At 62.3% G+C, this 21954-nt stretch carries 33 protein-coding genes, 3 tRNA genes and 1 pseudogene; 34 read left to right on the top strand and 3 right to left on the bottom strand.

All coding sequences use genetic code 11. The annotated features are described in order from the left end of the window. Window positions 1-49 precede the first annotated feature (49 nt). Window positions 50-1351 carry a spinster family MFS transporter gene (locus ACFPN2_RS06255; protein WP_380595761.1) on the top strand — a complete coding sequence of 434 codons (1302 nt, stop codon included), beginning with the start codon at window positions 50-52 and terminating at the stop codon, window positions 1349-1351. Between the two features lie 7 nt (window positions 1352-1358). Here ACFPN2_RS06255 and ACFPN2_RS06250 read toward each other — a convergent pair whose 3' ends face one another. Next, window positions 1359-1637, bottom strand: coding sequence for a PilZ domain-containing protein (locus tag ACFPN2_RS06250; protein ID WP_116808918.1), 279 nt, complete (start codon window positions 1635-1637; stop codon window positions 1359-1361). A gap of 315 nt (window positions 1638-1952) precedes the next feature. On the opposite strand from ACFPN2_RS06250, the gene murI reads away from it, so the two are divergent. Continuing rightward, window positions 1953-2792 (top strand): glutamate racemase, encoded by an 840-nt coding sequence (murI, locus tag ACFPN2_RS06245; protein WP_380595760.1) that lies wholly within the window; start codon window positions 1953-1955, stop codon window positions 2790-2792. Here the strand turns inward: murI and ACFPN2_RS06240 are convergent. Beyond that, complete coding sequence (locus ACFPN2_RS06240) at window positions 2789-4327, bottom strand: sensor domain-containing diguanylate cyclase (RefSeq protein WP_380595759.1); 1539 nt, start codon at window positions 4325-4327, stop codon at window positions 2789-2791. The genes murI and ACFPN2_RS06240 overlap by 4 nt on opposite strands. A gap of 180 nt (window positions 4328-4507) precedes the next feature. Here ACFPN2_RS06240 and ACFPN2_RS06235 point away from each other — a divergent pair. The 32 genes and pseudogenes from ACFPN2_RS06235 to rplQ form a co-directional block, all read left to right on the top strand. Next, window positions 4508-4593: transfer RNA gene (locus tag ACFPN2_RS06235), tRNA-Tyr, on the top strand. Window positions 4594-4601: 8 nt separating this feature from the next. Then, window positions 4602-4675, top strand: a tRNA-Gly gene (locus tag ACFPN2_RS06230). A 70-nt stretch (window positions 4676-4745) separates the two neighbouring features. After that, window positions 4746-4821, top strand: a tRNA-Thr gene (locus ACFPN2_RS06225). A 59-nt stretch (window positions 4822-4880) separates the two neighbouring features. After that, window positions 4881-6071 carry an elongation factor Tu gene (gene tuf, locus ACFPN2_RS06220; protein ID WP_129775243.1) on the top strand — a complete coding sequence of 397 codons (1191 nt, stop codon included), beginning with the start codon at window positions 4881-4883 and terminating at the stop codon, window positions 6069-6071. 58 nt (window positions 6072-6129) lie between these two features. Next, window positions 6130-6444, top strand: a complete 315-nt coding sequence (rpsJ, locus tag ACFPN2_RS06215; protein WP_129644601.1) for a 30S ribosomal protein S10 — start codon at window positions 6130-6132, stop codon at window positions 6442-6444. Between the two features lie 373 nt (window positions 6445-6817). Next, window positions 6818-7510 (top strand): 50S ribosomal protein L3, encoded by a 693-nt coding sequence (gene rplC, locus ACFPN2_RS06210; RefSeq protein ID WP_380595758.1) that lies wholly within the window; start codon window positions 6818-6820, stop codon window positions 7508-7510. A gap of 12 nt (window positions 7511-7522) precedes the next feature. Further along, window positions 7523-8140: a 50S ribosomal protein L4 gene (gene rplD, locus ACFPN2_RS06205; protein ID WP_380595757.1), complete on the top strand. Its 618-nt coding sequence runs from the start codon at window positions 7523-7525 to the stop codon at window positions 8138-8140. Beyond that, window positions 8137-8436, top strand: a complete 300-nt coding sequence (gene rplW, locus ACFPN2_RS06200) for a 50S ribosomal protein L23 (RefSeq protein ID WP_129775240.1) — start codon at window positions 8137-8139, stop codon at window positions 8434-8436. The genes rplD and rplW overlap by 4 nt, the downstream gene beginning before the upstream one ends. A 30-nt stretch (window positions 8437-8466) precedes the next feature. Next, window positions 8467-9291: a 50S ribosomal protein L2 gene (rplB, locus tag ACFPN2_RS06195; protein ID WP_380595756.1), complete on the top strand. Its 825-nt coding sequence runs from the start codon at window positions 8467-8469 to the stop codon at window positions 9289-9291. A gap of 18 nt (window positions 9292-9309) precedes the next feature. Next, entirely contained in the window at window positions 9310-9588 is a 279-nt protein-coding gene (gene rpsS, locus ACFPN2_RS06190) for a 30S ribosomal protein S19 (RefSeq protein WP_129775238.1), read from the top strand. Between the two features lie 5 nt (window positions 9589-9593). Beyond that, window positions 9594-9935 (top strand): 50S ribosomal protein L22, encoded by a 342-nt coding sequence (gene rplV, locus ACFPN2_RS06185; protein ID WP_129775237.1) that lies wholly within the window; start codon window positions 9594-9596, stop codon window positions 9933-9935. 5 nt (window positions 9936-9940) lie between these two features. Further along, on the top strand, window positions 9941-10639 hold the full coding sequence (gene rpsC, locus ACFPN2_RS06180) for a 30S ribosomal protein S3 (protein WP_380595755.1): 699 nt from the start codon (window positions 9941-9943) through the stop codon (window positions 10637-10639). A gap of 11 nt (window positions 10640-10650) precedes the next feature. Continuing rightward, a complete protein-coding gene (gene rplP / locus ACFPN2_RS06175) occupies window positions 10651-11064 on the top strand; it encodes a 50S ribosomal protein L16 (RefSeq protein ID WP_380595754.1) in 414 nt (137 codons plus the stop codon). Between the two features lie 10 nt (window positions 11065-11074). Further along, window positions 11075-11290, top strand: coding sequence for a 50S ribosomal protein L29 (gene rpmC, locus ACFPN2_RS06170; RefSeq protein ID WP_380595753.1), 216 nt, complete (start codon window positions 11075-11077; stop codon window positions 11288-11290). Then, complete coding sequence (gene rpsQ / locus ACFPN2_RS06165) at window positions 11290-11580, top strand: 30S ribosomal protein S17 (RefSeq protein ID WP_380595752.1); 291 nt, start codon at window positions 11290-11292, stop codon at window positions 11578-11580. Before rpmC ends, rpsQ begins: the two co-directional genes overlap by 1 nt. Continuing rightward, complete coding sequence (gene rplN, locus ACFPN2_RS06160; protein ID WP_129775232.1) at window positions 11577-11945, top strand: 50S ribosomal protein L14; 369 nt, start codon at window positions 11577-11579, stop codon at window positions 11943-11945. The genes rpsQ and rplN overlap by 4 nt, the downstream gene beginning before the upstream one ends. A 10-nt stretch (window positions 11946-11955) precedes the next feature. Then, on the top strand, window positions 11956-12270 hold the full coding sequence (rplX, locus tag ACFPN2_RS06155; protein ID WP_380595751.1) for a 50S ribosomal protein L24: 315 nt from the start codon (window positions 11956-11958) through the stop codon (window positions 12268-12270). Window positions 12271-12301: 31 nt separating this feature from the next. After that, window positions 12302-12847: a 50S ribosomal protein L5 gene (rplE, locus tag ACFPN2_RS06150; RefSeq protein ID WP_380595750.1), complete on the top strand. Its 546-nt coding sequence runs from the start codon at window positions 12302-12304 to the stop codon at window positions 12845-12847. A 16-nt stretch (window positions 12848-12863) separates the two neighbouring features. Next, the gene (gene rpsN, locus ACFPN2_RS06145; RefSeq protein WP_380595749.1) at window positions 12864-13169 is read left to right on the top strand and encodes a 30S ribosomal protein S14; all 306 of its coding nucleotides are present in this window, start codon (window positions 12864-12866) and stop codon (window positions 13167-13169) included. 27 nt (window positions 13170-13196) lie between these two features. After that, window positions 13197-13592: a 30S ribosomal protein S8 gene (gene rpsH / locus ACFPN2_RS06140; protein ID WP_380595748.1), complete on the top strand. Its 396-nt coding sequence runs from the start codon at window positions 13197-13199 to the stop codon at window positions 13590-13592. A 15-nt stretch (window positions 13593-13607) separates the two neighbouring features. After that, window positions 13608-14144: a 50S ribosomal protein L6 gene (gene rplF, locus ACFPN2_RS06135; RefSeq protein ID WP_380595747.1), complete on the top strand. Its 537-nt coding sequence runs from the start codon at window positions 13608-13610 to the stop codon at window positions 14142-14144. A 52-nt stretch (window positions 14145-14196) separates the two neighbouring features. Then, the gene (gene rplR, locus ACFPN2_RS06130; protein WP_380595746.1) at window positions 14197-14547 is read left to right on the top strand and encodes a 50S ribosomal protein L18; all 351 of its coding nucleotides are present in this window, start codon (window positions 14197-14199) and stop codon (window positions 14545-14547) included. Window positions 14548-14559: 12 nt separating this feature from the next. After that, the gene (gene rpsE, locus ACFPN2_RS06125; RefSeq protein ID WP_380595745.1) at window positions 14560-15069 is read left to right on the top strand and encodes a 30S ribosomal protein S5; all 510 of its coding nucleotides are present in this window, start codon (window positions 14560-14562) and stop codon (window positions 15067-15069) included. 41 nt (window positions 15070-15110) lie between these two features. Beyond that, entirely contained in the window at window positions 15111-15305 is a 195-nt protein-coding gene (rpmD, locus tag ACFPN2_RS06120; protein ID WP_380595744.1) for a 50S ribosomal protein L30, read from the top strand. Window positions 15306-15322: 17 nt separating this feature from the next. Beyond that, window positions 15323-15772 carry a 50S ribosomal protein L15 gene (gene rplO / locus ACFPN2_RS06115; RefSeq protein WP_380600049.1) on the top strand — a complete coding sequence of 150 codons (450 nt, stop codon included), beginning with the start codon at window positions 15323-15325 and terminating at the stop codon, window positions 15770-15772. Between the two features lie 99 nt (window positions 15773-15871). Then, window positions 15872-17170 carry a preprotein translocase subunit SecY gene (gene secY, locus ACFPN2_RS06110; RefSeq protein WP_380600047.1) on the top strand — a complete coding sequence of 433 codons (1299 nt, stop codon included), beginning with the start codon at window positions 15872-15874 and terminating at the stop codon, window positions 17168-17170. Window positions 17171-17215: 45 nt separating this feature from the next. Beyond that, window positions 17216-17329 (top strand): 50S ribosomal protein L36, encoded by a 114-nt coding sequence (gene rpmJ / locus ACFPN2_RS06105; RefSeq protein ID WP_116808875.1) that lies wholly within the window; start codon window positions 17216-17218, stop codon window positions 17327-17329. A gap of 90 nt (window positions 17330-17419) precedes the next feature. Beyond that, window positions 17420-17800 (top strand): 30S ribosomal protein S13, encoded by a 381-nt coding sequence (gene rpsM / locus ACFPN2_RS06100; RefSeq protein ID WP_380595743.1) that lies wholly within the window; start codon window positions 17420-17422, stop codon window positions 17798-17800. A gap of 9 nt (window positions 17801-17809) precedes the next feature. Further along, window positions 17810-18226: a 30S ribosomal protein S11 gene (gene rpsK, locus ACFPN2_RS06095; protein WP_380595742.1), complete on the top strand. Its 417-nt coding sequence runs from the start codon at window positions 17810-17812 to the stop codon at window positions 18224-18226. A gap of 20 nt (window positions 18227-18246) precedes the next feature. Continuing rightward, the gene (gene rpsD / locus ACFPN2_RS06090) at window positions 18247-18870 is read left to right on the top strand and encodes a 30S ribosomal protein S4 (RefSeq protein WP_380595741.1); all 624 of its coding nucleotides are present in this window, start codon (window positions 18247-18249) and stop codon (window positions 18868-18870) included. Between the two features lie 99 nt (window positions 18871-18969). Next, window positions 18970-19974, top strand: a complete 1005-nt coding sequence (locus ACFPN2_RS06085; RefSeq protein ID WP_116808871.1) for a DNA-directed RNA polymerase subunit alpha — start codon at window positions 18970-18972, stop codon at window positions 19972-19974. Window positions 19975-20030: 56 nt separating this feature from the next. After that, window positions 20031-20423, top strand: a pseudogene (gene rplQ / locus ACFPN2_RS06080) (50S ribosomal protein L17); the annotation flags it as partial. Between the two features lie 441 nt (window positions 20424-20864). Here rplQ and ACFPN2_RS06075 read toward each other — a convergent pair. Further along, on the bottom strand, window positions 20865-21851 hold the full coding sequence (locus ACFPN2_RS06075; RefSeq protein ID WP_380595740.1) for an FAD:protein FMN transferase: 987 nt from the start codon (window positions 21849-21851) through the stop codon (window positions 20865-20867). Window positions 21852-21954 lie beyond the last annotated feature (103 nt).

Below are 21954 nucleotides of genomic sequence, written 5' to 3'. Positions count from 1 at the left end.
TGGTACGCTCGCGTGCCAATACCGATAACTTGCTGAGCATGGGGGCGTCGTGACCGAACAGCAGAGGAATGCGCGTTTCGCACTGACGGTACTGTTCGGCATCAACCTGATGAATTTTTTCGACCGGCAGATCGCCGGCGCGCTCGGCGAGCCGATCCGCGTGGAGTTCGGGCTGAACGATACGCAGCTCGGCCTGGTGGCCACAGTATTTACGCTCGTATATGCGGCAGTGGGCGTGCCGCTGGGGCGGCTTACTGACAACTGGCTGCGGACCCGCTTGATAGCGATCGGCGTGACGTTCTGGAGCGTGCTCACCGCCGCGTCCGGATTGGCGTGGAATTACACATCTTTCCTGCTGACGCGCATTGGCGTCGGTATCGGTGAGGCGAGCTGCGCGCCGGCGGGTCAATCGTTGATCGGCGATTTGTATCCACCCGAGCGGCGTGCGCGGGCGATGGCGATCTTCATGCTCGGTCTGCCGTTCGGGTTGTTCGCGGCTTATATGCTGTCGGGATACATCGGCGAGACCTGGGGATGGCGCGCGGCGTTCTTCGTGGCGTGCGTGCCGGGCTTGATCCTCGCCGGGCTCGCGCTGTTCATTAAAGAACCGCCGCGCGGTGCCATCGAACAGCGCACGTCGCTGGCGTTGCCGGGCTCGCCTTTTCGCAGCGTGCTGCGGATCAAGACGATGTGGTGGATCGTGCTGTCCGGGTTGCTGTTCAACTTCAATAGCTACGCGGTGAATGTGTTTCAAACGCCGTTCCTGCAACGGTTCCACGAGCTCGGCTTGCGGGATGCGAACACCATCTCGGCCGTGTCGTTGGGGCTCACGGGTGCGATCGGTCTGCTGTTGGGCGGCTGGCTCGGCGATCGTCTGCGTGTGAAGCGCGCGAATGGCCGCGTGCTGGTCGCGGCGTTCGCGTTGTTGTTCGCGGCGCCGTGCGTGTTCATGGCGCTTCAGCAGCCGAAGGGTGGCGTGGTCGTGTTTACGATCCTGATGGGCGCGTCGAGCGCGTTGTCGTTCGCGTACTACTCGACCGTGTACAGCGCCATTCAAGATGTGGTCGCGCCCAATCTGCGCGGCACGGCGGTGTCGTTGTACTTCTTTGCGATGTACGTATTAGGTGCGAGCTTCGGCTCGACCATCATGGGCGCGCTGAGCGATTACTTCGCGAATCAAGCCATGTTGAATGCCGGCGCGACACAGATGGCAGCGCACTTTCGCGCGGCGGGACTGCACAGCGCGATGTATGTAATCCCGGTACTGATGTTGTTGTGCTCGGGATCGCTGTTCGGCGCGTCGCGGACCATTGCGGCGGACATGCACGCAATGGTCACGCAGACGAGGTGAGCTCGTCTTAACGCGTACCGGTGAGGCTTTCCATCATCAAGCCCGTGCCACCCTTGGACACGTGCGCGACGATGGCGGTACGGCGATGAATCTTGGTGACGACGCCGAGATTGATGGCGAACGCGAGATGCACCGTCGCGCCCTTCTTCAATCCCAGGTTCTCGGTTTCGATGAAGACACCATTCGCGCTCAAGTTGCGCGCACGGCACAGCTTGCCGGGGCGTCCGGGGACAGAAACGTAGACGGCGGTTCTCGCTCTATGACGTGTATGGAGACGTCGCTCCATGCTCAACTCCCCGATGCGATCTTTGCGCGATCATTATGCCGCGCTCGATGACGCGTGATAAGCCCGTTGATGAGGCGTTATGTAGACTCATCGGCTATTTCAGACGGCACAATGTCACCTGCACAATATCCACCCTCGTGCTACTGATGTATTCCCCTAGGTCAGTCGGCAGGGTGTCGCCGCTCACGCTTGACGAAATACAGTCCGTGCAACGATTCGTGGCAAGCGCCCATGCCGAATTCGGCGCCGGTGTGCTCGCCTCGCGGAACGGAAAGCTGTGAGCAGATTCCCGGCATATGCTTATTATCGCCCTTCATGATCAAAGCAAATTCGCTCCCCATCGGAGTGTTCGACTCCGGTGTCGGCGGGCTGACCGTGCTCCGCGCGCTTCGGCAACGACTGCCCGATGAGCAATTCATCTACCTCGGCGACACGGCACGACTCCCCTATGGAACGAAGAGTGGCGACTCGGTGCTGCGCTATTCGATCCAGGCCGCGGAGTTTCTGGTCAGGCAGGGCATCAAGTGTCTGGTGATCGCTTGTAACACTGCGTCTTCGGTCGCGGTCGAGCCGCTGCGCGAACGGTTCGCGCCGATGCCAGTCATTGGCGTGATCGAGCCCGGCTCGATTGCGGGTTGCGCGGCGTCGACGAGTGGACATATCGCGGTGCTTGCGACGGAAGGCACGGTGCGAGGCGGCGCCTATCAACGAGCGATCGCTCGGCTGGAACCCACGGCGCAAGTAAAGGCACAGGCGTGCTCGCTATTCGTCGCGCTGGCGGAGGAGGGGTGGACCGACGGCGCCATCGCCGAGGCCATCGCGCATCGTTATGTTGACGAGTTGTTTCGTGACGACCCGCGGATCGACACGTTGTTGCTCGGCTGTACTCACTTCCCGGTGCTTGCATCTGCTTTGCGCGCAGTCATCGGGCCGCAGATCACGATTGTCGATTCGGCGGAGACGACCGCGCGGGCCGTACAGGCGGAACTGATTGATCGCGGATTGTTGAATACGACCGGGCCGGCGTCCGCTCCGATCTTGCAAGCAACTGACAGCCCGGAGCGCTTTGCGCGCGTGGGCAGCCGGTTCCTGGGCGAGGCGTTCGATGCGAGCCGGGTCGAGCTGGTCGACCTAGCTCCTACCGCTGCGCGCTAACTGCGCGCGGCCGCCGGGCTTCGACGCGAGGTCGGCAGCTCGTCGTAGCATTCCACGCGATTGCGGCCGCAGAGCTTCGCGGCATAGAGCGCGTGGTCGGCCGCTTCCAGCAAGGCAAGCGTGCTGGGGAAACGCTGGTTCGTCGTATAGGTCGCGACACCGATCGACGCCGTGACGTGCACGCCCGAGGCCCCATCGCTGCCGTGATCCTGACCGGCCAGCGCCGCCAGAATTCGTTGAGCGACTTGCCGCGCGATTGCGCGGTCGGTGCTCGGCAGCACCACGATGAATTCCTCACCGCCGAAGCGCGCCACGAGGTCGCTGCCGCGGATAACGGCCTGAATCGCCTGCGCGCAGCTGTGCAGAACCTTGTCGCCGACCGGCGTGCCGTACTTCTCGTTGATGAGTTTGAAGCGGTCGAGGTCGATGTGCGCGACGCTCAAGTCGCGGCCGAACACCACGGCCTGCGTGAACTCTCGATCAAGCAGGCGATCGAGCCACGGGCGGTTGAGCACGCCGGTGAGCGGGTCGCGGCGGCTCGAGTCTTCCGCCTCTTCGGTGCGCGTCTGCAGGGCGCTGGTCGTGGCCTGCAGGTTGGTGACTTCCTGCAGGGCATGCAGATTCCTGACAGCCAGGAGCTCGCGCGCCTCGGCCAGCAGGTTCTCCGCGTCATCCGCGTCGAGGATGCTGGTCTCGTACAGCGCTTCGGTCTCGGGAATCAGCGCGAGGATCCGCGCGACGACTTCGTTGAAGTGCTCGTGACTCATGCTCAGCAGGCGATGGGCCCGTTGCGCGAGTGCCGGCACCGAGCTGGCCTGATCCGGCGACAGCACCGCCTCGGCGAGGTCGCTGCCCAGCGCGACGCAGCGCGCGAACTGACCTTCCTCGGTGGTCCAGGCGAACATCTGCGGCGAATGGCTGGCCTCGACCGGCTTGCACAGCCGCTCGGGCAGGTTCCAGGCGCGCAACATCATCGCGGTGTAGTGGGAGTGGTCCTTGCCCAGCTTGGCGATTTCGTAAGCCACCCAGTCGGCATGCGTCGACTTCTGGGGGAGCTGGCTGTAGAAGTCGCGCGCGGCGCGGTCCAGGGCCAGCACGCCCATGTCCTGAAGCATCGCGGACAGGAAAACATCTTCGGGATGCCCGGTTTTCGCCGCTTCGCTGAAGGCGCGGGCGGCGGTCGCGGCCAACAGCGCGCGGCGCCAGAAGCGGCTGTAGTCGATGCCGGTTGCGCGGAGGGCGCGCATCGAGGAGACCAGCGAGAAGCTGAGCGCCAGTGTTAGCGCGGCATTCAAGCCGATAATAACCAGCGCCTGTCGCAAGTTTTGGCTTGGACGGCGTTGTGCGTAAAATGCCGAGTTCGCGATGCGAAGGATCTTGGCCGTCATGGCCGGGTCCCGGCCGACGGCGGTGGCCACCTTGGCCATCTCGATGTCCGGATCGCGCGCGAGCGTGATGATCTCAGTCGCCACTTGCGGTGGGCTGGGAAAATCGACCTGCGCCTTGAGGCGTTGTTCGAGGTCCTGGGGCAGCATAACCGGGGTCCCTGGGCTGCGTTTCAATACGGGACGGCGCCTGAATGACGCCGACGGGCCCTGTATCGGCGCTTCAGGACATGACTTAAGCAGGAATTTTGCTTCGAGGCGTCAAACAGCACTCGTTGGCTGTTGACACTCAATAGTTCGGCGAAGAGAATGCCCGGCTCTTATGTCCGCGGAGGGGTACCCAAGCGGCCAACGGGGGCAGACTGTAAATCTGCTGGCTTATGCCTTCGTAGGTTCGAATCCTACCCCCTCCACCACTCCTCATGCGGGTGTAGTTCAATGGTAGAACCTCAGCCTTCCAAGCTGATGGTGTGGGTTCGATTCCCATCACCCGCTCCATTGCGCACATCGCGATGAGTTGAGTACGGCGGATATAAGAAGATAGAGGGAACGTCCGGTTTTGAAGGGCGCTCACGTAGCTCAGTTGGTAGAGCACGTCCTTGGTAAGGACGAGGTCACCGGTTCAATCCCGGTCGTGAGCTCCATGCATCGTTTGTTGTCAACGCCATTCGAATAAGTGACTTCTAGCTAGAGGAACGCCGCTGTGGCCAAAGAGAAGTTTGAACGTACCAAGCCGCACGTGAACGTAGGCACCATCGGCCACGTCGACCATGGCAAGACCACGTTGACGGCCGCGCTGACGAAGGTGATGGCTGAGAAGCACGGCGGTGAGTTCAAGGCGTACGACCAGATCGACAAGGCGCCCGAAGAGCGCGCTCGCGGTATCACGATCGCGACGGCGCACGTGGAGTACACCTCGGATGCGCGTCACTACGCGCACGTCGATTGCCCGGGCCACGCCGACTACGTGAAGAACATGATCACGGGCGCGGCGCAGATGGACGGCGCGATCCTGGTGTGTTCCGCCGCTGACGGCCCGATGCCGCAGACGCGCGAGCACATCCTGCTGGCCCGTCAGGTCGGCGTGCCGTACATCGTGGTGTTCCTGAACAAGGCCGACATGGTCGATGACGCCGAGCTCCTTGAGCTGGTCGAAATGGAAGTGCGCGAGCTGCTGTCGAAGTACGACTTCCCTGGCGACACGACCCCGATCGTGAAGGGTTCGGCGCTGAAGGCGCTGGAAGGCGATCAGAGCCCGATCGGCGTGCCGGCGGTGGTGCAGCTGGTGGCGGAAATGGACAAGTACATCCCGGTGCCGGAGCGTGCGATCGACGGCGCGTTCCTGATGCCGGTGGAAGACGTGTTCTCGATCTCCGGCCGCGGCACGGTGGTGACGGGTCGTATCGAGCGCGGCATCGTGAAGGTGAACGACGAAGTTGAAATCGTCGGCATCCGTCCGACGACCAAGACGACCTGCACGGGCGTGGAAATGTTCCGCAAGCTGCTGGATCAGGGTCAGGCCGGCGACAACGTCGGCGTGCTGCTCCGTGGCACGAAGCGCGAAGAAGTGGAGCGCGGCCAGGTGCTGTGCAAGCCGGGTTCGATCAAGCCGCACACGCAGTTCGAAGCTGAGGTGTACGTGCTGACGAAGGAAGAAGGCGGTCGTCATACGCCGTTCTTCAAGGGCTATCGTCCGCAGTTCTACTTCCGTACGACGGACGTGACGGGCGCGTGCGAGCTGCCGGAAGGCGTCGAGATGGTCATGCCTGGCGACAACATCAAGATGGTGGTGGAGCTGATTGCGCCGATCGCGATGGAAGAAGGCCTGCGCTTCGCCATCCGTGAAGGCGGCAAGACGGTCGGCGCCGGCGTCGTCGCCAAGATCATCAAGTAAGTTCAATTAACGGGCGCCGGCGGAACCAACCCTCCGGCGCTTCAAGAGATTTGCAACCATGGCAACGAACCAGAACATCCGCATCCGTCTGAAAGCGTTCGATCATCGCCTGATCGACAACTCGGCGCGTGAAATCGTCGAGACCGCCAAGCGCACGGGTGCCACCGTCAAGGGTCCGGTGCCGCTGCCGACCAAGATGGAGCGCTTCACCCTGCTGGTCTCCCCGCACGGTGACAAGGACGCGCGCGACCAGTACGAGATCCGTACCCACAAGCGCCTGATGGACATCCTGAACCCGACGGACAAGACCGTCGACGCGCTGATGAAGCTGGAATTGCCGGCCGGCGTGGACGTTCAGATCAAGCTCAATTAAGACCCCGCTCGGATCGCCGGCTTTTGCCGGCGACCCTCGCGAGACAGCGTTTTCTTTATGTACGGGGCTTCGCCCCGTGCCCCGAGCCGGAAACCAGGTTCGGGATTCTCTGAGGCGCTTGCAAAGTCAGCCGACCTGACTATAATTCGCGCCTCTTTTGCGCCGAGGTCTGGCCCTGACGGGGTACCGCTCGAGATGCATGACCAGAGTTCCTGGTCGTTCCTCTCGAATTCCTGTCGCCGATTTCACTGCAGAGACAATGTTTTACCGTTCGCGGCCAATCGTAGTCGCGGGCGTTGGATCAGCGCGGTGTCGCACCGTACCGGTCATGAGCCGGGACGGGTGATGTCGCCGTAATTAACGAGGAATCACGATGAGCGCTGCCAAGACCCCAGGTCTGGTCGGTCGAAAGGCGGGTATGACGCGCGTCTACACGGAAACGGGTGAAGCCGTTCCTGTGACCGTCATCGAAGCCGTGCCGAACCGCGTCACGCAGGTTCGTACGCTGGAAGCCGATGGCTATCGCGCCATCCAGGTCGCCGTTGGCGATCGCAAGGCGTCGCATACCAACAAGTCCCTCACGGGCCATTACGCCAAAGTCAAAGTCGCTCCCGGCAAGCAGCTGGTCGAGTTTCGTTTGAAGGGCGATGACCTGAAGGATGTCGCCGCGGGCTTCGAGCTCAAGGTCGACGCGTTCGAAGTGGGCCAGGTGGTCGATGTCACTGGCACCACCATCGGTAAAGGCTTCGCCGGCACCATGAAGCGCCACAACTTCGGCGGTCTGCCGGCCACGCACGGTGTCTCCGTGTCGCACCGCTCGCCCGGTTCTATCGGTCAGCGCCAGACCCCGGGTCGCGTGTTCCTCGGTAAGCGCATGTCCGGCCACATGGGCCAGGTCCGTCGCACCATCGAGAACCTCAAGGTCGTGCGCGTCGATGCCGAGCGCAATCTGATCCTGATCAGCGGTGCCGTTCCGGGTGCCGAGGGTGGTCAGGTCATCGTGCGTCCGTCGGTGAAGGCTGCTGCGCAACTGCGCCGTAAGCGCATTGCCCCGGCGAAGAAGTAAGAGTAGTCGCCCATGAACCTCAAACTCATCAGCAAAGGCGCGCAGGCTCAGGACGTCCAGGTCTCCGACGCGACGTTCGCCCGCGAGTACAACGAATCCCTGGTGCACCAGATCATCGTCGCTTACATGGCGGCCGGTCGTGCGGGCACCAAAGCGCAGAAGACCAAGGCCGAAGTGCGCGGCGGCGGCATCAAGCCGTGGCGCCAGAAGGGCACCGGTCAGGCGCGTGCCGGCTCCATCCGCAGCCCGATCTGGGTCGGCGGTGGTCGTGCATTCGCTGCCAAGCCGCGTGACTTCGCGCAGAAAGTGAACCGCAAGATGTATCGCGCCGGTCTGCAGGCCATGTTGTCGCAGCTGGCTCGTACCGATCGCTTGCAGGTCGTCAACGGCATCGAGCTCGAAGCGCCGAAGACCAAGCTGCTGCTGCAGAAGCTCAAGGAACTGAACCAGGGCGACAACGTGCTGGTGCTGGTCGAGGCCTTCGACGAGAAGTTGGAACTCGCCTCGCGCAACCTGCCGTATGTCGACGTGTTGCCGGTGAGCGCGCTCGATCCGCTGAGCCTCGCTCGTCATGACCAAGTGCTCGCGACGGTCGGTGCCGTTCGCCTGCTCGAAGAGAGGCTCGCATGAGTCAGGAAAAACTGATGAACGTGCTGCTCGGACCCCATGTGTCCGAGAAGAGCGCGCGTATCGCCGAGACGGCGAACCAATTCGTGTTCCGCGTGCGTCGCGATGCGACCAGCAGCGACATCAAGGCCGCGGTCGAACTGATGTTCGAAGTCAAAGTGGCGGACGTGAACGTCGTGAACGTCGGCGGCAAGCAGAAGCGCTTCGGCCAGCGGCTCGGTCGCCGGCAGGACTACAAGAAGGCTTATGTGCGCCTGGCCCCGGGTCAGAGCATCGACCTGACCGGTACCGAGGCCTAACGGCCCACCGGCAGCATCAGGAAATCAGTCATGGCATTGATCAAGTCCAAACCGACCTCGCCGGGCCGCCGCTTCCAGGTGAAGATCTCGCGCGATCACCTCCACAAGGGTGGTCCCGAGCAGACCCTGGTCGTGCACAAGAACTCGACCGGCGCGCGTAACCACTTCGGCCGTCAGACCGTGCGCCATCAGGGCGGCGGGCACAAGCAGAAGTACCGCGTCATCGACTTCTTGCGCGACAAAGACGGCATCGCCGGCAAAGTTGAGCGCATCGAATACGATCCGAACCGCACCGCGCATCTGGCGCTCGTGCTGTACAAGGATGGCGAGCGTCGTTACATCATCGCGCCGAAGGATGTGAATCCCGGCGACGCCGTGATGTCGGGCGCCGAAGCTCCGATCAAGTCTGGCAACGCCATGCAGCTGCGCCACATCCCGATCGGTACCACGATTCACTGCATCGAGCTGAAGCCCGGCAAGGGCGCGCAGCTCGCACGCAGCGCCGGCGGCTCGGCCCAGCTGGCTGCTCGCGAAGGCATGTACGCGACGATCCGTCTGCGCTCCACCGAGATGCGCAAGGTGCACGTCGACTGCCGCGCGACCATCGGTGAAGTTTCTAACGGCGAACACAACCTGCGCAGCTACGGCAAGGCCGGCGCGATCCGTTGGCGCGGCGTCCGCCCGACGGTGCGTGGTGTGGTCATGAACCCGGTCGATCACCCGCACGGTGGTGGTGAAGGTAAGTCCGGCCAGGGTAATCCGCATCCGGTGAGCCCATGGGGTTGGAACACCAAGGGCAAGAAGACGCGTCGTAACAAGCGCACGGCGGGCATGATCATCCGCCGCCGTAACTGAGCTTAAGAGGATAGCAACGTGCCTCGTTCCGTAAAGAAAGGTCCGTTCGTCGATCTGCACCTCGCCAAGAAGGTGCGCGTCGCCGCCGAGAAGAACGATCGTCGTCCGATCAAGACGTGGTCGCGCCGTTCGATGATCCTGCCGGATTTCGTCGGCCTGACGCTCGCCGTCCATAACGGTCGCCAGCACATTCCCGTGCTCGTGTCCGAGAACATGGTCGGTCACAAGCTGGGTGAGTTCGCTCCGACGCGTACCTTCAAAGGTCACTCGGGCGACAAGAAGAGCTCGGCGGAGTAATCGAAATGCAAGTCGCTGCCAAACTGAAGTACGCGCGCATCTCTCCGCAGAAGTGCCGCCTGATCGCGGATTTGATCCGCGATAAGCCTGTCGGCCTCGCGTTGAACACGCTGAAGTACACGCCGAAGAAGGGCGCGCGTCTGGTGTTGAAGGTGCTCGAGTCGGCTGTGGCCAACGCCGAGAACAACCTGAGCGCGGATGTGGACGAGCTGAAGGTGCAGACCGTCACCGTCGACACCGCCCCCGTGCTGAAGCGTTTCCACGCGCGTGCCAAGGGCCGCGGCAATCGAATCTGGAAGCGCAACAGTCACATCATCGTGACGGTCGGCGACGGTAAGAGCGAGTAAGAACCATGGGTCAAAAAGTCAATCCGGTCGGCATCCGCCTCGGCATCACCCGTGAGTGGACCTCGAAGTGGTATGCCTCGAGCAAGAACTTCCCGTCGCACGTGTACACCGACTTCCAGGTGCGCGAGCTGCTGAAGAAGAAGCTGGCCGAAGCATCGGTGAGCCGCATTCAGATCGAGCGTGCTGCGCGCAAAGTGAACATCACTATTCACACTGCGCGTCCTGGCATCGTGATCGGTAAGAAGGGCGAGGACATCGAGAAGCTGCGCGGTCAGGTCTCGAAGCTGATGAAGATGCCGACGTCCGACGTGCGCATCAACATCGCCGAGATCCGTAAGCCCGAGCTGGACGCGATGCTGGTTGCCGAAGGCATTGCTCAGCAGCTGGAGCGTCGCGTGATGTTCCGTCGCGCCATGAAGCGTGCCGTGACCAACACGATGCGCATCGGCGCTCTGGGCATCAAGGTGCGTGTCGCCGGCCGCTTGAACGGCGCCGAAATCGCACGTACCGAGCAGTACCGCGAAGGCCGCATCCCGCTGCACACGCTGCGCGCGGACATCGACTACGGCCTGGCTGAAGCCCGCACCAACTACGGCGTCATCGGCGTCAAGGTGTGGATCTTCAAGGGCGAAGTGTTCAACACGCAGGAACAGCCGGCTGAAGCGGCTGAAGGCCAGCAGGCGGCCGCTGAAGCGACTGCCTGAGGTAATCCATCATGATGCAACCCAAACGCACCAAGTACCGCAAGGCGTTCAAGGGCCGCAACGCCGGCCTCGCGCAGAGCGGTAACTACGTCGCCTTCGGCGACTACGGCCTGAAGGCCACCAGCCGTGCGCGCATGACTGCGCGTGAGCTGGAAGCCGCGCGTCGCGCCATGACCCGTTACGTGAAGCGTGGCGGTCAGGTGTGGATCCGCGTGTTCCCGGACCTGCCGATCACCAAGAAGCCGCTCGAAGTTCGAATGGGCTCCGGTAAGGGCAACGTCGAGTACTACGTCGCCAAGATCAAGCCGGGCAAAGTGCTGTTCGAGATGGAAGGCGTGACCGAGACCATCGCGCGCGAAGCGTTCCGTCTGGCTGCGTCGAAGCTGTCGGTGGACACGCAGTTCGTGACCCGCCAGGTCCGTTAAGAGATAGACCATGAGCACCGCCAAAGAATTGCGCGCCAAGTCGCCCGCCGACCTGCAGAAAGAGCTGCTGGAGCTGCGTCGCGAACAGTTCAATCTCCGCATGGCCCGGGCCACCGGCCAGGCCGCGAAGCCGGACCAGTTCAGCAAGGTCCGTCGCAACATCGCGCGCTTGAAGACCGTGGCTGGCGAACAGCGCCGCGCGGCCGCCGCGAAAGGTAGTAAGTAATGAGCACCGAGAAGACCAAGGCTGCGCGTCAGCTGACCGGTAAGGTCGTCAGCACCAAGATGCAGAAGACCATCACGGTCTCTGTCGAGCGCTATGTGCCGCACCCTCAGTACGGCAAGTATCAGCGCCGCTCGACCCAGTTCCTCGCTCATGACGAGAACAACGAAAGCCGTGAAGGCGACACCGTGGCCATCGAAGAGTGCCGCCCGCTGTCGCGTCACAAGTCCTGGCGTCTGGTGAAGATCGTCCAGCGCGCCGTGCAGGTTGAAGCCGTGGAGGCCGCGCCATGATCCAGATGCGCACGTTGTTGAATGCCGCCGATAACAGCGGCGCCCGCAGCCTGATGTGCATCAAGGTGCTCGGTGGCTCGAAGCGTCGCTACGCGACGGTCGGCGATGTCATCAAGGTCAGCATCCGCGATGCCATCCCGCGCGGCAAAGTGAAGAAGGGCGAGGTCTATGACGCCGTGGTCGTGCGCACCAAGTTCGGTGTGCGTCGTGCCGACGGCTCGCTGATCCGCTTCGACGGCAACGCCGCGGTGTTGCTGACCAACAAGCTGGAGCCGGTGGGCACCCGTATCTTCGGACCCGTGACTCGTGAGCTGCGTACCGCGCAGTTCATGAAGATCATTTCGCTGGCTCCCGAAGTTCTTTGAGAGTTGGGTCATGAACAAGATTCGTAAGGGTGACGAAGTCGTCGTGACCACCGGCCGAGACAAAGGCCGCCGTGGCACGGTGACCAAAGTTCTCGAAGGCCGCGTGGTCGTCGAGGGCATCAACATGGTCAAGCGGCACACCAAGCCGAACCCGCAGCGTAACGTGCAGGGTGGCGTCGTCGAGAAAGAAACCTCGATCGATCTGTCCAACGTCGCGTTGTGGAATCCCGTGACGAAGAAGGGCGATCGCGTGGGCATCCGCACGCTCGCCGACGGCAAGAAAGTGCGCTTCTTCAAGTCCAACAAGGAAACCGTCGACGCCTGAGGCGTCGGAGCGGGTCCACAGGTAAACGAAGATGGCTAAGGCAAGACTCGAACAGTATTACCGCGACACGATCGTGTCCCAGCTCAAAGAGACGCTGGGCCTGACCAACGTCATGGAAGTGCCGAAGATCACCAAGATCACGGTCAACATGGGCGTCGGCGAGGCGGTCGCGGACAAGAAGATCATGGACAACGCGGTCGGCGATCTCACCAAGATCACCGGTCAGAAGCCGCTGGTCACGCGCGCCCGCAAGTCGGTTGCGACCTTCAAGGTCCGCGACGGTCTGGCGATCGGCGCCAAGGTGACGCTGCGCGGGGCCCGTATGTATGAGTTCCTCGATCGTCTGGTGAGCATCGCGATGCCTCGTATCCGCGACTTCCGCGGTGTCAGCGCACGCTCCTTCGACGGCCAGGGCAACTACAACTTCGGCGTCAAGGAACAGATCATCTTCCCGGAAATCGCATACGACCAGATCGATGCGATCCGCGGTATGGACATCACGATCACCACGACCGCCAAGGACGACAAGTCCGGCCGCGCGTTGCTGGAAGCGTTCAATTTTCCGTTCCGCAAGTAACGGCGGGAGCTAGGTTATGGCCAAGACATCGATGGTCAATCGCGAAGACAAGCGTGCGAAGCTGGTGAAGCGCTACGCCGCCAAACGCGCGAAGCTGAAAGAGATCATTCGTAAGCCGACTTCCACGCCGGCGGAACGCGAAGCTGCTGTCGCTCAGTTGCAGGCTCTGCCGCGCGACTCGAGCAAGAGCCGCATGCGCAACCGCTGCGCAATCACCGGCCGTCCGCGCGGTTTCTACCGCAAGTTCGGATTGGGCCGCACCAAGCTGCGCGAAGCGACCATGCGCGGCGAAATTCCGGGCCTCGGCAAGGCCAGCTGGTAACAGCTGGTACCTCTGGAGCACGCATAAATGAGCATGACGGATCCGATCGCCGACTTCCTGACCCGTATTCGTAACGGGCAGTCTTCTGGCAAAACCGCAATCAACGCCCCCACCTCCAAGGTGAAGGTGGCGATTGCCAAGGTGCTGAAGGACGAAGGCTATATCGAAGATTTCACCGCGACTGACGTCGAGGGCAAGCCGACGCTGGCGGTACAGCTGAAGTACTACCAGGGCCGCCCGGTCATCGACCGCCTCGAACGCATCAGCCGTCCCGGCCTGCGCGTCTACAAAGGGAAGGACGAGCTGCCTTCCGTGCTGGGCGGGCTGGGTATCGCCATCGTTTCCACGTCGCAGGGCGTGATGACGGATCGTCAGGCACGTGCCGCAGGGCACGGCGGCGAAGTCATCTGCGTCGTTTCCTAATAGGGACGCACAGCAATGTCTCGAGTAGCTAAACAGCCGGTCCCACTGCCCCAGGGCGTGACCGCCACCATCAGCGCCGATGCCATCAGCGTCAAAGGCGCCAAGGGCACGTTGAGCCTGGCGCTCAACAGCAAGCTGGTGAAAGTGGTGCAGGACGCCTCGGCGCTCAAGGTCGAGAAGGCCAACGACGGTCGCGAAGCCGACATGGTCGCGGGCTCGACCCGTGCGCACCTGGCGAACATCGTGCTCGGCGTGAGCAAGGGCTATGAGCGCAAGCTCGAGCTCGTCGGCGTCGGTTACCGCGCCGCTGCGCAGGGCAAGAACCTGAACCTCACGCTGGGTTTCTCGCACCCGGTCGTCTACACGGCGCCCGAGGGCATCACCATCGAAACGCCGAGCCAGACCGAAATTCTGGTCAAGGGCTCGGACGTGCAGAAGCTCGGCCAGGTCTGCGCCGACATCCGCGCGTTCCGTCCGCCTGAGCCGTACAAGGGCAAGGGCGTGCGCTATGCCGGCGAGAAGATCGAACTGAAGGAAGCCAAGAAGAAGTGATATCGGCTCAGGCGTCGTGCCAGAGAGTACCGGTCATTTCGGGAAATTAGTTATGAACAAAAATGCTCAACGACTGCGCCGTGCGATCCGCTCGCGCGCCAAGATCCGCGAACTGAAAGTTCTGCGGCTGTCGGTGCATCGCACGTCACAGCACATCTACGCACAGATCTTCGACACCGAGTCGAAGGTGCTGGCGCAGGCGTCGACCCTGCAGAAGGACGTGCGCGAAGGTTTGACAGGCACCGGCAATGCGACCGCCGCTGCCGCCGTCGGCAAGGCAATTGCCGAGCGCGCCAAGGCGAAGGGCATCACGAAAGTGGCCTTCGATCGTTCCGGCTTCAAGTTCCACGGTCGTATCAAGGCGCTGGCCGATGCCGCGCGTGAGCACGGTCTGGAATTCTAAGAGAGACACCACATGGCCAGAGTTGAAAAGAACCAGGCGGGCGACGAGTACATCGAGAAGCTCGTTGCGGTGAATCGAGTCGCCAAAGTCGTCAAGGGCGGTCGGCAGTTCGGCTTCACCGCGCTGACGGTGGTCGGCGACGGTCGCGGCAAGGTCGGCTTCGGTTACGGCAAGGCGCGTGAAGTGCCGGTCGCGATCCAGAAGGCGATGCAGGCAGCTCGCAAGAACCTGTCGAACGTGTCGCTGAAGAACGCGACGTTGCACTACGCGGTCTCGGGCCGTCACGGCGCGACTCGCGTGCACATGCAGCCGGCCGCCGACGGTACGGGCTTGATCGCGGGCGGCGGTATGCGCGCCGTGTTCGAGTGCGCCGGTGTGCGCAACGTGCTCGCCAAGAGCTACGGCTCGCGTAATCCGATCAACATCGTGCGCGCCACGATGAATGCGTTGAACAGCGCGCAGTCGCCCGATGACATCGCGGCGAAGCGTGGCAAGCGTGTGGAAGAGATCCTCGGCCAGTAAGCCAACGGATCACCTACGCGCATCACATTAGGAAAGTCGTCATGGCAAGCAACAAGGGCTACAAGGTCACGCTCGTGAAGAGCGTCTTCGGCCAGCTCAAGGCTCATCGCGCCACTGTGCGCGGCCTGGGTCTGCGTCGGATTCGTGACACCGTGACCGTGGCGGACACGCCGGAAATTCGCGGCATGCTGAGCGCCTCGCGCCACTTGCTGAAAGTCGAAGAGTTGAAGGGCTGAATGCAATGAGCACTAGCATGCGCCTCAATGAAATCCAGCCCGCTCCGGGCAGCAAGAAGACGCGTCTGCGCGTCGGTCGCGGCGCTTCCGCCGGCCAGGGCAAGACCTGCGGCCGTGGCGTGAAGGGTCAGCGTGCGCGTAAGGGTGGCTATCACAAGGTCGGCTTCGAAGGCGGCCAGATGCCCATCCAGCGCCGGCTGCCGAAGTTCGGCTTCCGCTCCAAGATTGCGCCGACCGTCGCCGAAGTGCGCCTGTCGGAGCTTGCAAAGGTCAAAGGCGACGTCATTGACCTGGAAGTCCTGAAGGCCACCAACCTGGTGCCGGTGTTCGCCGAGCGTGCGCGCATCGTGTCCTCGGGCGGCATCAGCCGCGCGGTGACCATCAAGGGCGTGTACCTGACCAAGGGTGCCAAGGCTGCCATCGAGGCGGCTGGCGGCAAGATCGAAGCGGTCGAGGCTGCCAAGTAAGCAGCCTCTGACGCCTCGACCCGTAACGATTCACTGAACGACAAGGACTCCGTGGCCACGAAACCCGCCACCGCTGCGTCTCTGTCCGCCTTCGGCGAGATGACCCGCTTCGCAGAGCTGCGACAGCGGTTGTTCTTCTTGCTGGGCGCGTTGATCGTGTATCGCATCGGCACCTTCATTCCGGCACCGGGCATCGACCCGGTGGCGCTCGCGCGCTTCTTCCAGGAGCAGAAGGGCACCATCCTGGACATCTTCAACATGTTCTCGGGCGGCGCTCTGCAGCGGTTGTCGATCTTCGCGCTGGGCGTGATGCCGTACATTTCCGCGTCCATCATCATTCAGATGATGGCAGTGGTTGTGCCGTCGCTGGCCGCGATCAAAAAGGAAGGCGAGTCGGGCCGTCGTAAGCTGACGCAGTACACGCGTTACGGCACGGTGATCCTGGCGGCGGTGCAGGGCGCTTCGGCATCCATCGCGTTCCAGAACCAGGGCGTGGTGTTGCAGCCGGGCCCGCAGTTCGTGTTCGTCGCGACCATGACGTTGATCGCCGGCACGATGTTCCTGATGTGGCTCGGCGAGCAGATCACCGAGCGCGGTCTGGGCAACGGCATTTCGATGATCATTCTGGCCGGTATCGTGGCGGGCTTGCCTGCGGCTATCGGCGGTACGTTGGAGCTGGTGCGCACCGGTGAAATCAATCCGGCGCTGGCGCTGGTGCTGTTCATCATGGTGATCGCGGTGACCGCGTTCGTGGTGTTCGTGGAGCGCGGCCAGCGTCGCATCCAGGTGAACTATGCGAAGCGTCAGCAGGGCCGTCGTCTGTACGCCGGTCAGAGCACGCACCTGCCGTTCAAGCTGAACATGTCGGGCGTGATCCCGCCGATCTTCGCGTCGAGCTTGTTGCTGTTCCCGGCGACGATCGCCAGCTGGGGCGGTACCTCGGGCAATTTCGCGTGGCTGCAGAACGTGTCTGCGGCACTGACGCCGGGTCAGCCGGCGCACATGATTCTGTACGGCGGCCTGATCATTTTCTTCAGCTTCTTCTACACCGCGCTGGTGTTCAACTCGCGCGAGACGGCGGAGAACCTGAAGAAGTCGGGCGCCTTCATTCCGGGCATCCGCCCGGGTCAGCAGACCGGCGAGTACATCGACAAGGTGCTGACGCGGTTGACGGTGTGGGGTGCGCTGTACGTGACCATCGTCTGCTTGCTGCCTGAGTTCCTGATCTCGCGCTTCAGCGTGCCGTTCTACTTCGGTGGTACCTCGCTGCTGATCATGGTGGTGGTGATCATGGACTTCCAGGCGCAGGTCGCGGCACACCTCATGTCGCACCAGTACGAAGGCCTGATGAAGAAGGCCAACCTGCGCGGTTACGGCCGCCCGGGCCAGCAGAATTAGTCAGCATTTGATGGCGGGCGCGTGAGCGATCCGCGGGAGTGAGTCATGAAGGTCCGTGCATCAGTCAAGAAGATCTGCAAGAACTGCAAGGTCGTGCGCCGCCGCCGCGTGGTGTACGTAATCTGCTCCGACGCGCGTCATAAACAGCGCCAGGGCTGATCCCTCGCGGGTGCCAGTCTTTAAAGCATTGAGTTACTAGGTTTTTTAGTTTAAAGTTCCGCGCTTTTCGTCGCGGGGAGTAGTCCGCAGATGGCTCGCATTGCCGGCGTCAACATTCCGATGAACAAGCATGTGTGGGTTGGCCTCACACATATCTACGGTGTCGGCCGCACTCAGGCTCAGAAGGCCTGTGAAACCGCGGGCGTCAAGCTCAACACGCTGGTGAAGAACCTCACCGACGCGGAAGTGGCTGCGTTGCGCTCGGCGATCGGCAAGCTGACCGTCGAAGGCGACCTGCGCCGCGAAGTGTCCATGAACATCAAGCGTCTGATGGACCTCGGTTGCTACCGCGGCATCCGTCATCGCCGTGGTCTGCCGCTGCGTGGCCAGCGTACCCGCACCAACGCCCGCACCCGTAAGGGCCCGCGTAAGGCGGCGGTGAAGATGAACACCCCGGCCGGTAAGGCCTAAGAGATAGTTATGGCTGAACAGAAGCAACAGGGCCAGCAGGGCGGCGCCAAGGGTGGCGCTCGCAAGAAGGTCAAAAAGCATGTGACCGATGCGATTGCCCATGTGCACGCGTCGTTCAACAACACCATCGTCACGATCACCGATCGTCAGGGCAACACCCTGTCGTGGGCGACCAGCGGTGGTTGCGGTTTCCGCGGCTCGCGTAAGAGCACGCCGTTCGCCGCGCAGGTCGCCGCCGAAAAGGCCGGCACCGCCGCTCAGGAACACGGCGTGAAGATGGTGGAAGTGCGCGTCAAGGGCCCCGGCCCGGGTCGCGAATCCGCTGTCCGCGCGCTGAACGCCTGCGGTCTGAAGATTACAAACATTTCTGACGTCACGCCGATCCCGCACAACGGCTGCCGTCCGCCCAAAAAGCGCCGCGTCTAACGCGTCGCTAAGGAAGTCGCATGGCTCGTTATCTTGGTCCGAAGTGCAAGCTGTCCCGCCGCGAAGGCACCGACTTGTTCTTGAAGAGCGGCGTCAAGTCGCTGGAATCGAAGTGCAAGCTGGAAGTGCCGCCGGGCGGCATCAAGGGTGAGCGCCGCGGTCGTTTGTCCGACTACGGTCTGCAGCTGCGCGAGAAGCAGAAGCTGCGCCGTATGTACGGCGTCCTTGAAAGACAGTTCCGTAATTACTACATCAAGGCTACCGGTCGTCCGGGCGCCACGGGCTCGACCCTGTTGCAGCTCCTGGAAGGCCGTCTCGACAACGTGGTCTACCGCATGGGATTCGCCGCCACGCGCAGCGAAGCCCGTCAGCTGGTCAGCCACAAGTCGATCTCGGTGAATGGCGAAGTGGTGAACATCCCTTCGTACCAGTGCAGCGCCGGCGATGTGGTCGCGGTCCGCGAGAAGGCGCAGAAGCAGCTGCGCATTCAGACCGCCTTGCAGATCAAGTCCCAGGTCGGCTTCCCGGCATGGGTTGAGGTCGATGAGAAGAAATTTACCGGCACGTTCAAGCAGCTGCCCGACCGCGAAGAGATTCTGCCCGAGATCAACGAGAACCTCGTGGTCGAGTTGTATTCGAAATAAGTTTGCGTTGGGGGCGGATGTTAAATCCGCCTCCAGCCCATATCTCTGGGGACAGATCTCTAATCTGTTTCCAACACTTACCTGATAGGTGAATGGTCCATGCAGGCATCCGTTGGCGAATTCCTGAAGCCTCGTGTCGTCAAGGTGACTCCCACGACCGCCAAGCAGGCGAAAGTCGTGATCGAGCCCTTTGAGCGCGGTTTCGGTCACACGCTGGGCAACGCCCTGCGCCGCGTGCTGCTGTCCTCCATGCCCGGCTGCGCGATCACCGAAGCGGAGATCGACGGCGTGCTCCATGAGTACACCAGCATCGAAGGCGTGCAGGAAGACGTCGTCGACATTTTGTTGAATCTGAAGCAGGTCGCGATCCGCTTGAATGCGCGTGAAGAGACCGAGCTGCGCCTCCACAAGAAGGGCCCGGGCCCGGTGACCGCGGGCGACATCCAGCTCGACCACGACGTGGAAGTGCTGAACACCGACCTCGTGATCGCCAATCTGACCAAGGCCGGTGAACTGAATATGACGCTCAAGGTGGAGCGCGGCCGCGGCTATCGTCCGGCCATCCAGCGCGCCACGTTCGAAGAGTCCAGCGGCCCGATCGGCCGTCTGCAGCTCGATGCGTCGTTCAGCCCGATCCGTCGCGTGACCTACACGGTCGAGAGCGCCCGCGTCGAGCAGCGCACGAACCTGGACAAGCTGATCCTGGACATCGAAACCAATGGCACGATCGACGCGGAAGAAGCCATCCGTCGCGCCGGCTCGATCCTGAAGGATCAGCTGTCGGTGTTCGTGGATCTGCAGGGCCAGGACGAGGGCGCGTCGAAGGCTGCCGAGCAGCAGTTCGATCCGATCCTGTTGCGCCCGGTGGACGAGCTCGAGCTCACGGTTCGCAGCGCGAACTGCTTGAAGGCCGAGAACATCCATTACATCGGCGACCTCGTGCAGCGGACCGAAGTGGAGCTGCTCCGTACTCCGAACCTCGGCAAGAAGTCGCTCACCGAGATCAAGGAAGTCCTGGAGAGCCATGGCCTGTCGCTCGGCATGCGCCTGGACAACTGGCCGCCGGTCAGCCTGAAACGCGATGACGATCGAGACGTCATCTGAAGACTAAACCCGGGGCTCACGATGTGAGCCCCGGTTCTGTGTAAGGACCTAGAACAATGCGTCACCAACTTTCCGGCCGGCAGCTCAGCCGCAATGCCCCGCATCGCCAGGCGATGCTGCGTAACATGGCAGCCTCGCTGCTCCGTCACGAGACCATCCGCACCACGGTGCCGAAGGCGAAGGAATTGCGTCGAGTGGTCGAGCCGTTGATCACGCTCGGCAAGGACGACAGCGATGCCAACCGCCGCCGTGCGTTCTCCCTGCTGCGCGACGCCGAAGTGGTCGTGAAGCTGTTCGAAACCCTCGGCCCCCGCTTCCAGGCGCGTCCGGGCGGTTACACCCGCATCCTGCGCATGAACCCGCGTCCGGGCGATGCCGCCGAAATGGCGCTCATGCAGTTGCTGGATCAGCCGGCACTGGCCGACGCCGAAGCCGCGCCGTCCACCGAGGGCGAAGAGGCTGCGCCGAAGAAGGCTGCTTCGAAGAAGAAAGCCGCTTCCAAGCGCGTGACCAAGAAGGCCGTGAAGTCCGACGCCGAGAAGGCCGAGAAGAAGGCCAAGGCTGAGACCAAGGCCGCCGCCAAGGCCAAGAAGGTCGAAGCCGCTGCTGCGAAGAAGAGCGCCAAGAAGACTGCCGCCCCGAAGAAGAAGGCCGGCGGTGCGACCAAGAAAAAGGCTGCTGCGAAGAAGTAACTTCGCCGTCGCTGTTCATACCAAAGGGCCCTCTCGTTGAGAGGGCCCTTTTTATTTGCGCTGTCTCTTCGCTCGCGTCGATTGTATTCCGGAGTAAGACGCCCTCAATCGCCGTACGGCTCAAACATGACTGCGGTCACTCGCTCTGTTCCGAGCCGTACGGCGATTGAGGGCCTCCGGACGAGGCGAGAACGTTTGTTATTTATCTGCTGTATCGGGAGGAGTCAGTCCTTTCGTATAGAGCACTTTGCCTTCCGGCGTCACCAACACCGCGTCGATATCTTCCAGCCGGTTGTATATTTCGATCGCCTTCTCCGGCCCCAGCACAAAGGCAGTCTTTGACAGTCCGTCCGTGCGAGTCGCCGTCGGCCCGATGATCGTGGCGCTGCGAACCTTGCTGGCCGAGTGACCCGTTTTCGGGTCGATGATGTGGTGATACCGGACGCCGTTCTCTTCGAAATAGCGCTCGTAATCGCCTGATGTTGAGAGCGCCGCATCTTCCAGCGGAATGCGCGCGATCACTTCGTCTTTCCGGTCGGGATGCCGAATGCCGACCACCCACGGCTGACCGAATCGATCTCCGATGATCCGACTGTCGCCACCGGCAGTAACCAGCGCATGGTCGATGCCGCGCGCCTGGAGAATAGCGATGCCGCGATCGACGGCGTGACCTTTACCGATCCCGCCCAGGTCGATGCGCATGCCGGCACGGGCGAAATGCACGGTGCTGTTTTTCTTGTCCAGCTCGACGTGCCGATAGTTGATGCCCGGCAGCGCGGCGGCGATTTGTTTCTCATCCGGATGCACATGTTTCCGGAAGTCATACATGTAGCCGACGCTCGCATAAGTGATATCGAACGCGCCGTCGGTGATGCGCGAATAGTCGAGCGCCGTCGACAGCAGATCGAACAGCTCGGGCGAAATCTTGATCGGCTCCTGCGCCGCGCGGGCATTGACGATGGACAGCTCGCTGGTGGGCTTATAAGTGCTCATCGCCTCATCGACCCGGCGCATCTCCGCGAGCACGGCCTCGATGGCGGCGTTGCCCTGCGCCTTATCGGTGGCCCACAGCTCCACCGTGATGCGCGTCCCCATGATCCCGTCCTCGACGCGCTCCATCCATTCGGCGCGAGCCGGTTGCACGAGAACGAACAGCGCGAGAGCAATCAGAAGCGGGTATTTCATATTGAATCGAAGCTCAAATAGGTGAGCCCAAGGGTACATGGATGTACCCCGCCGCCATGGGCGGCGGCGAGAGGCAAAAGTCACGCCTTTTGCCGACTCGCAC

It is taken from the genome of Steroidobacter flavus, assembly GCF_042651805.1.
Lineage (GTDB): Bacteria > Pseudomonadota > Gammaproteobacteria > Steroidobacterales > Steroidobacteraceae > Steroidobacter > Steroidobacter flavus.
The sequence above is the reverse complement of the archived record's forward strand: the minus strand, read 5'-3'. Positions and strand labels throughout refer to the sequence as shown.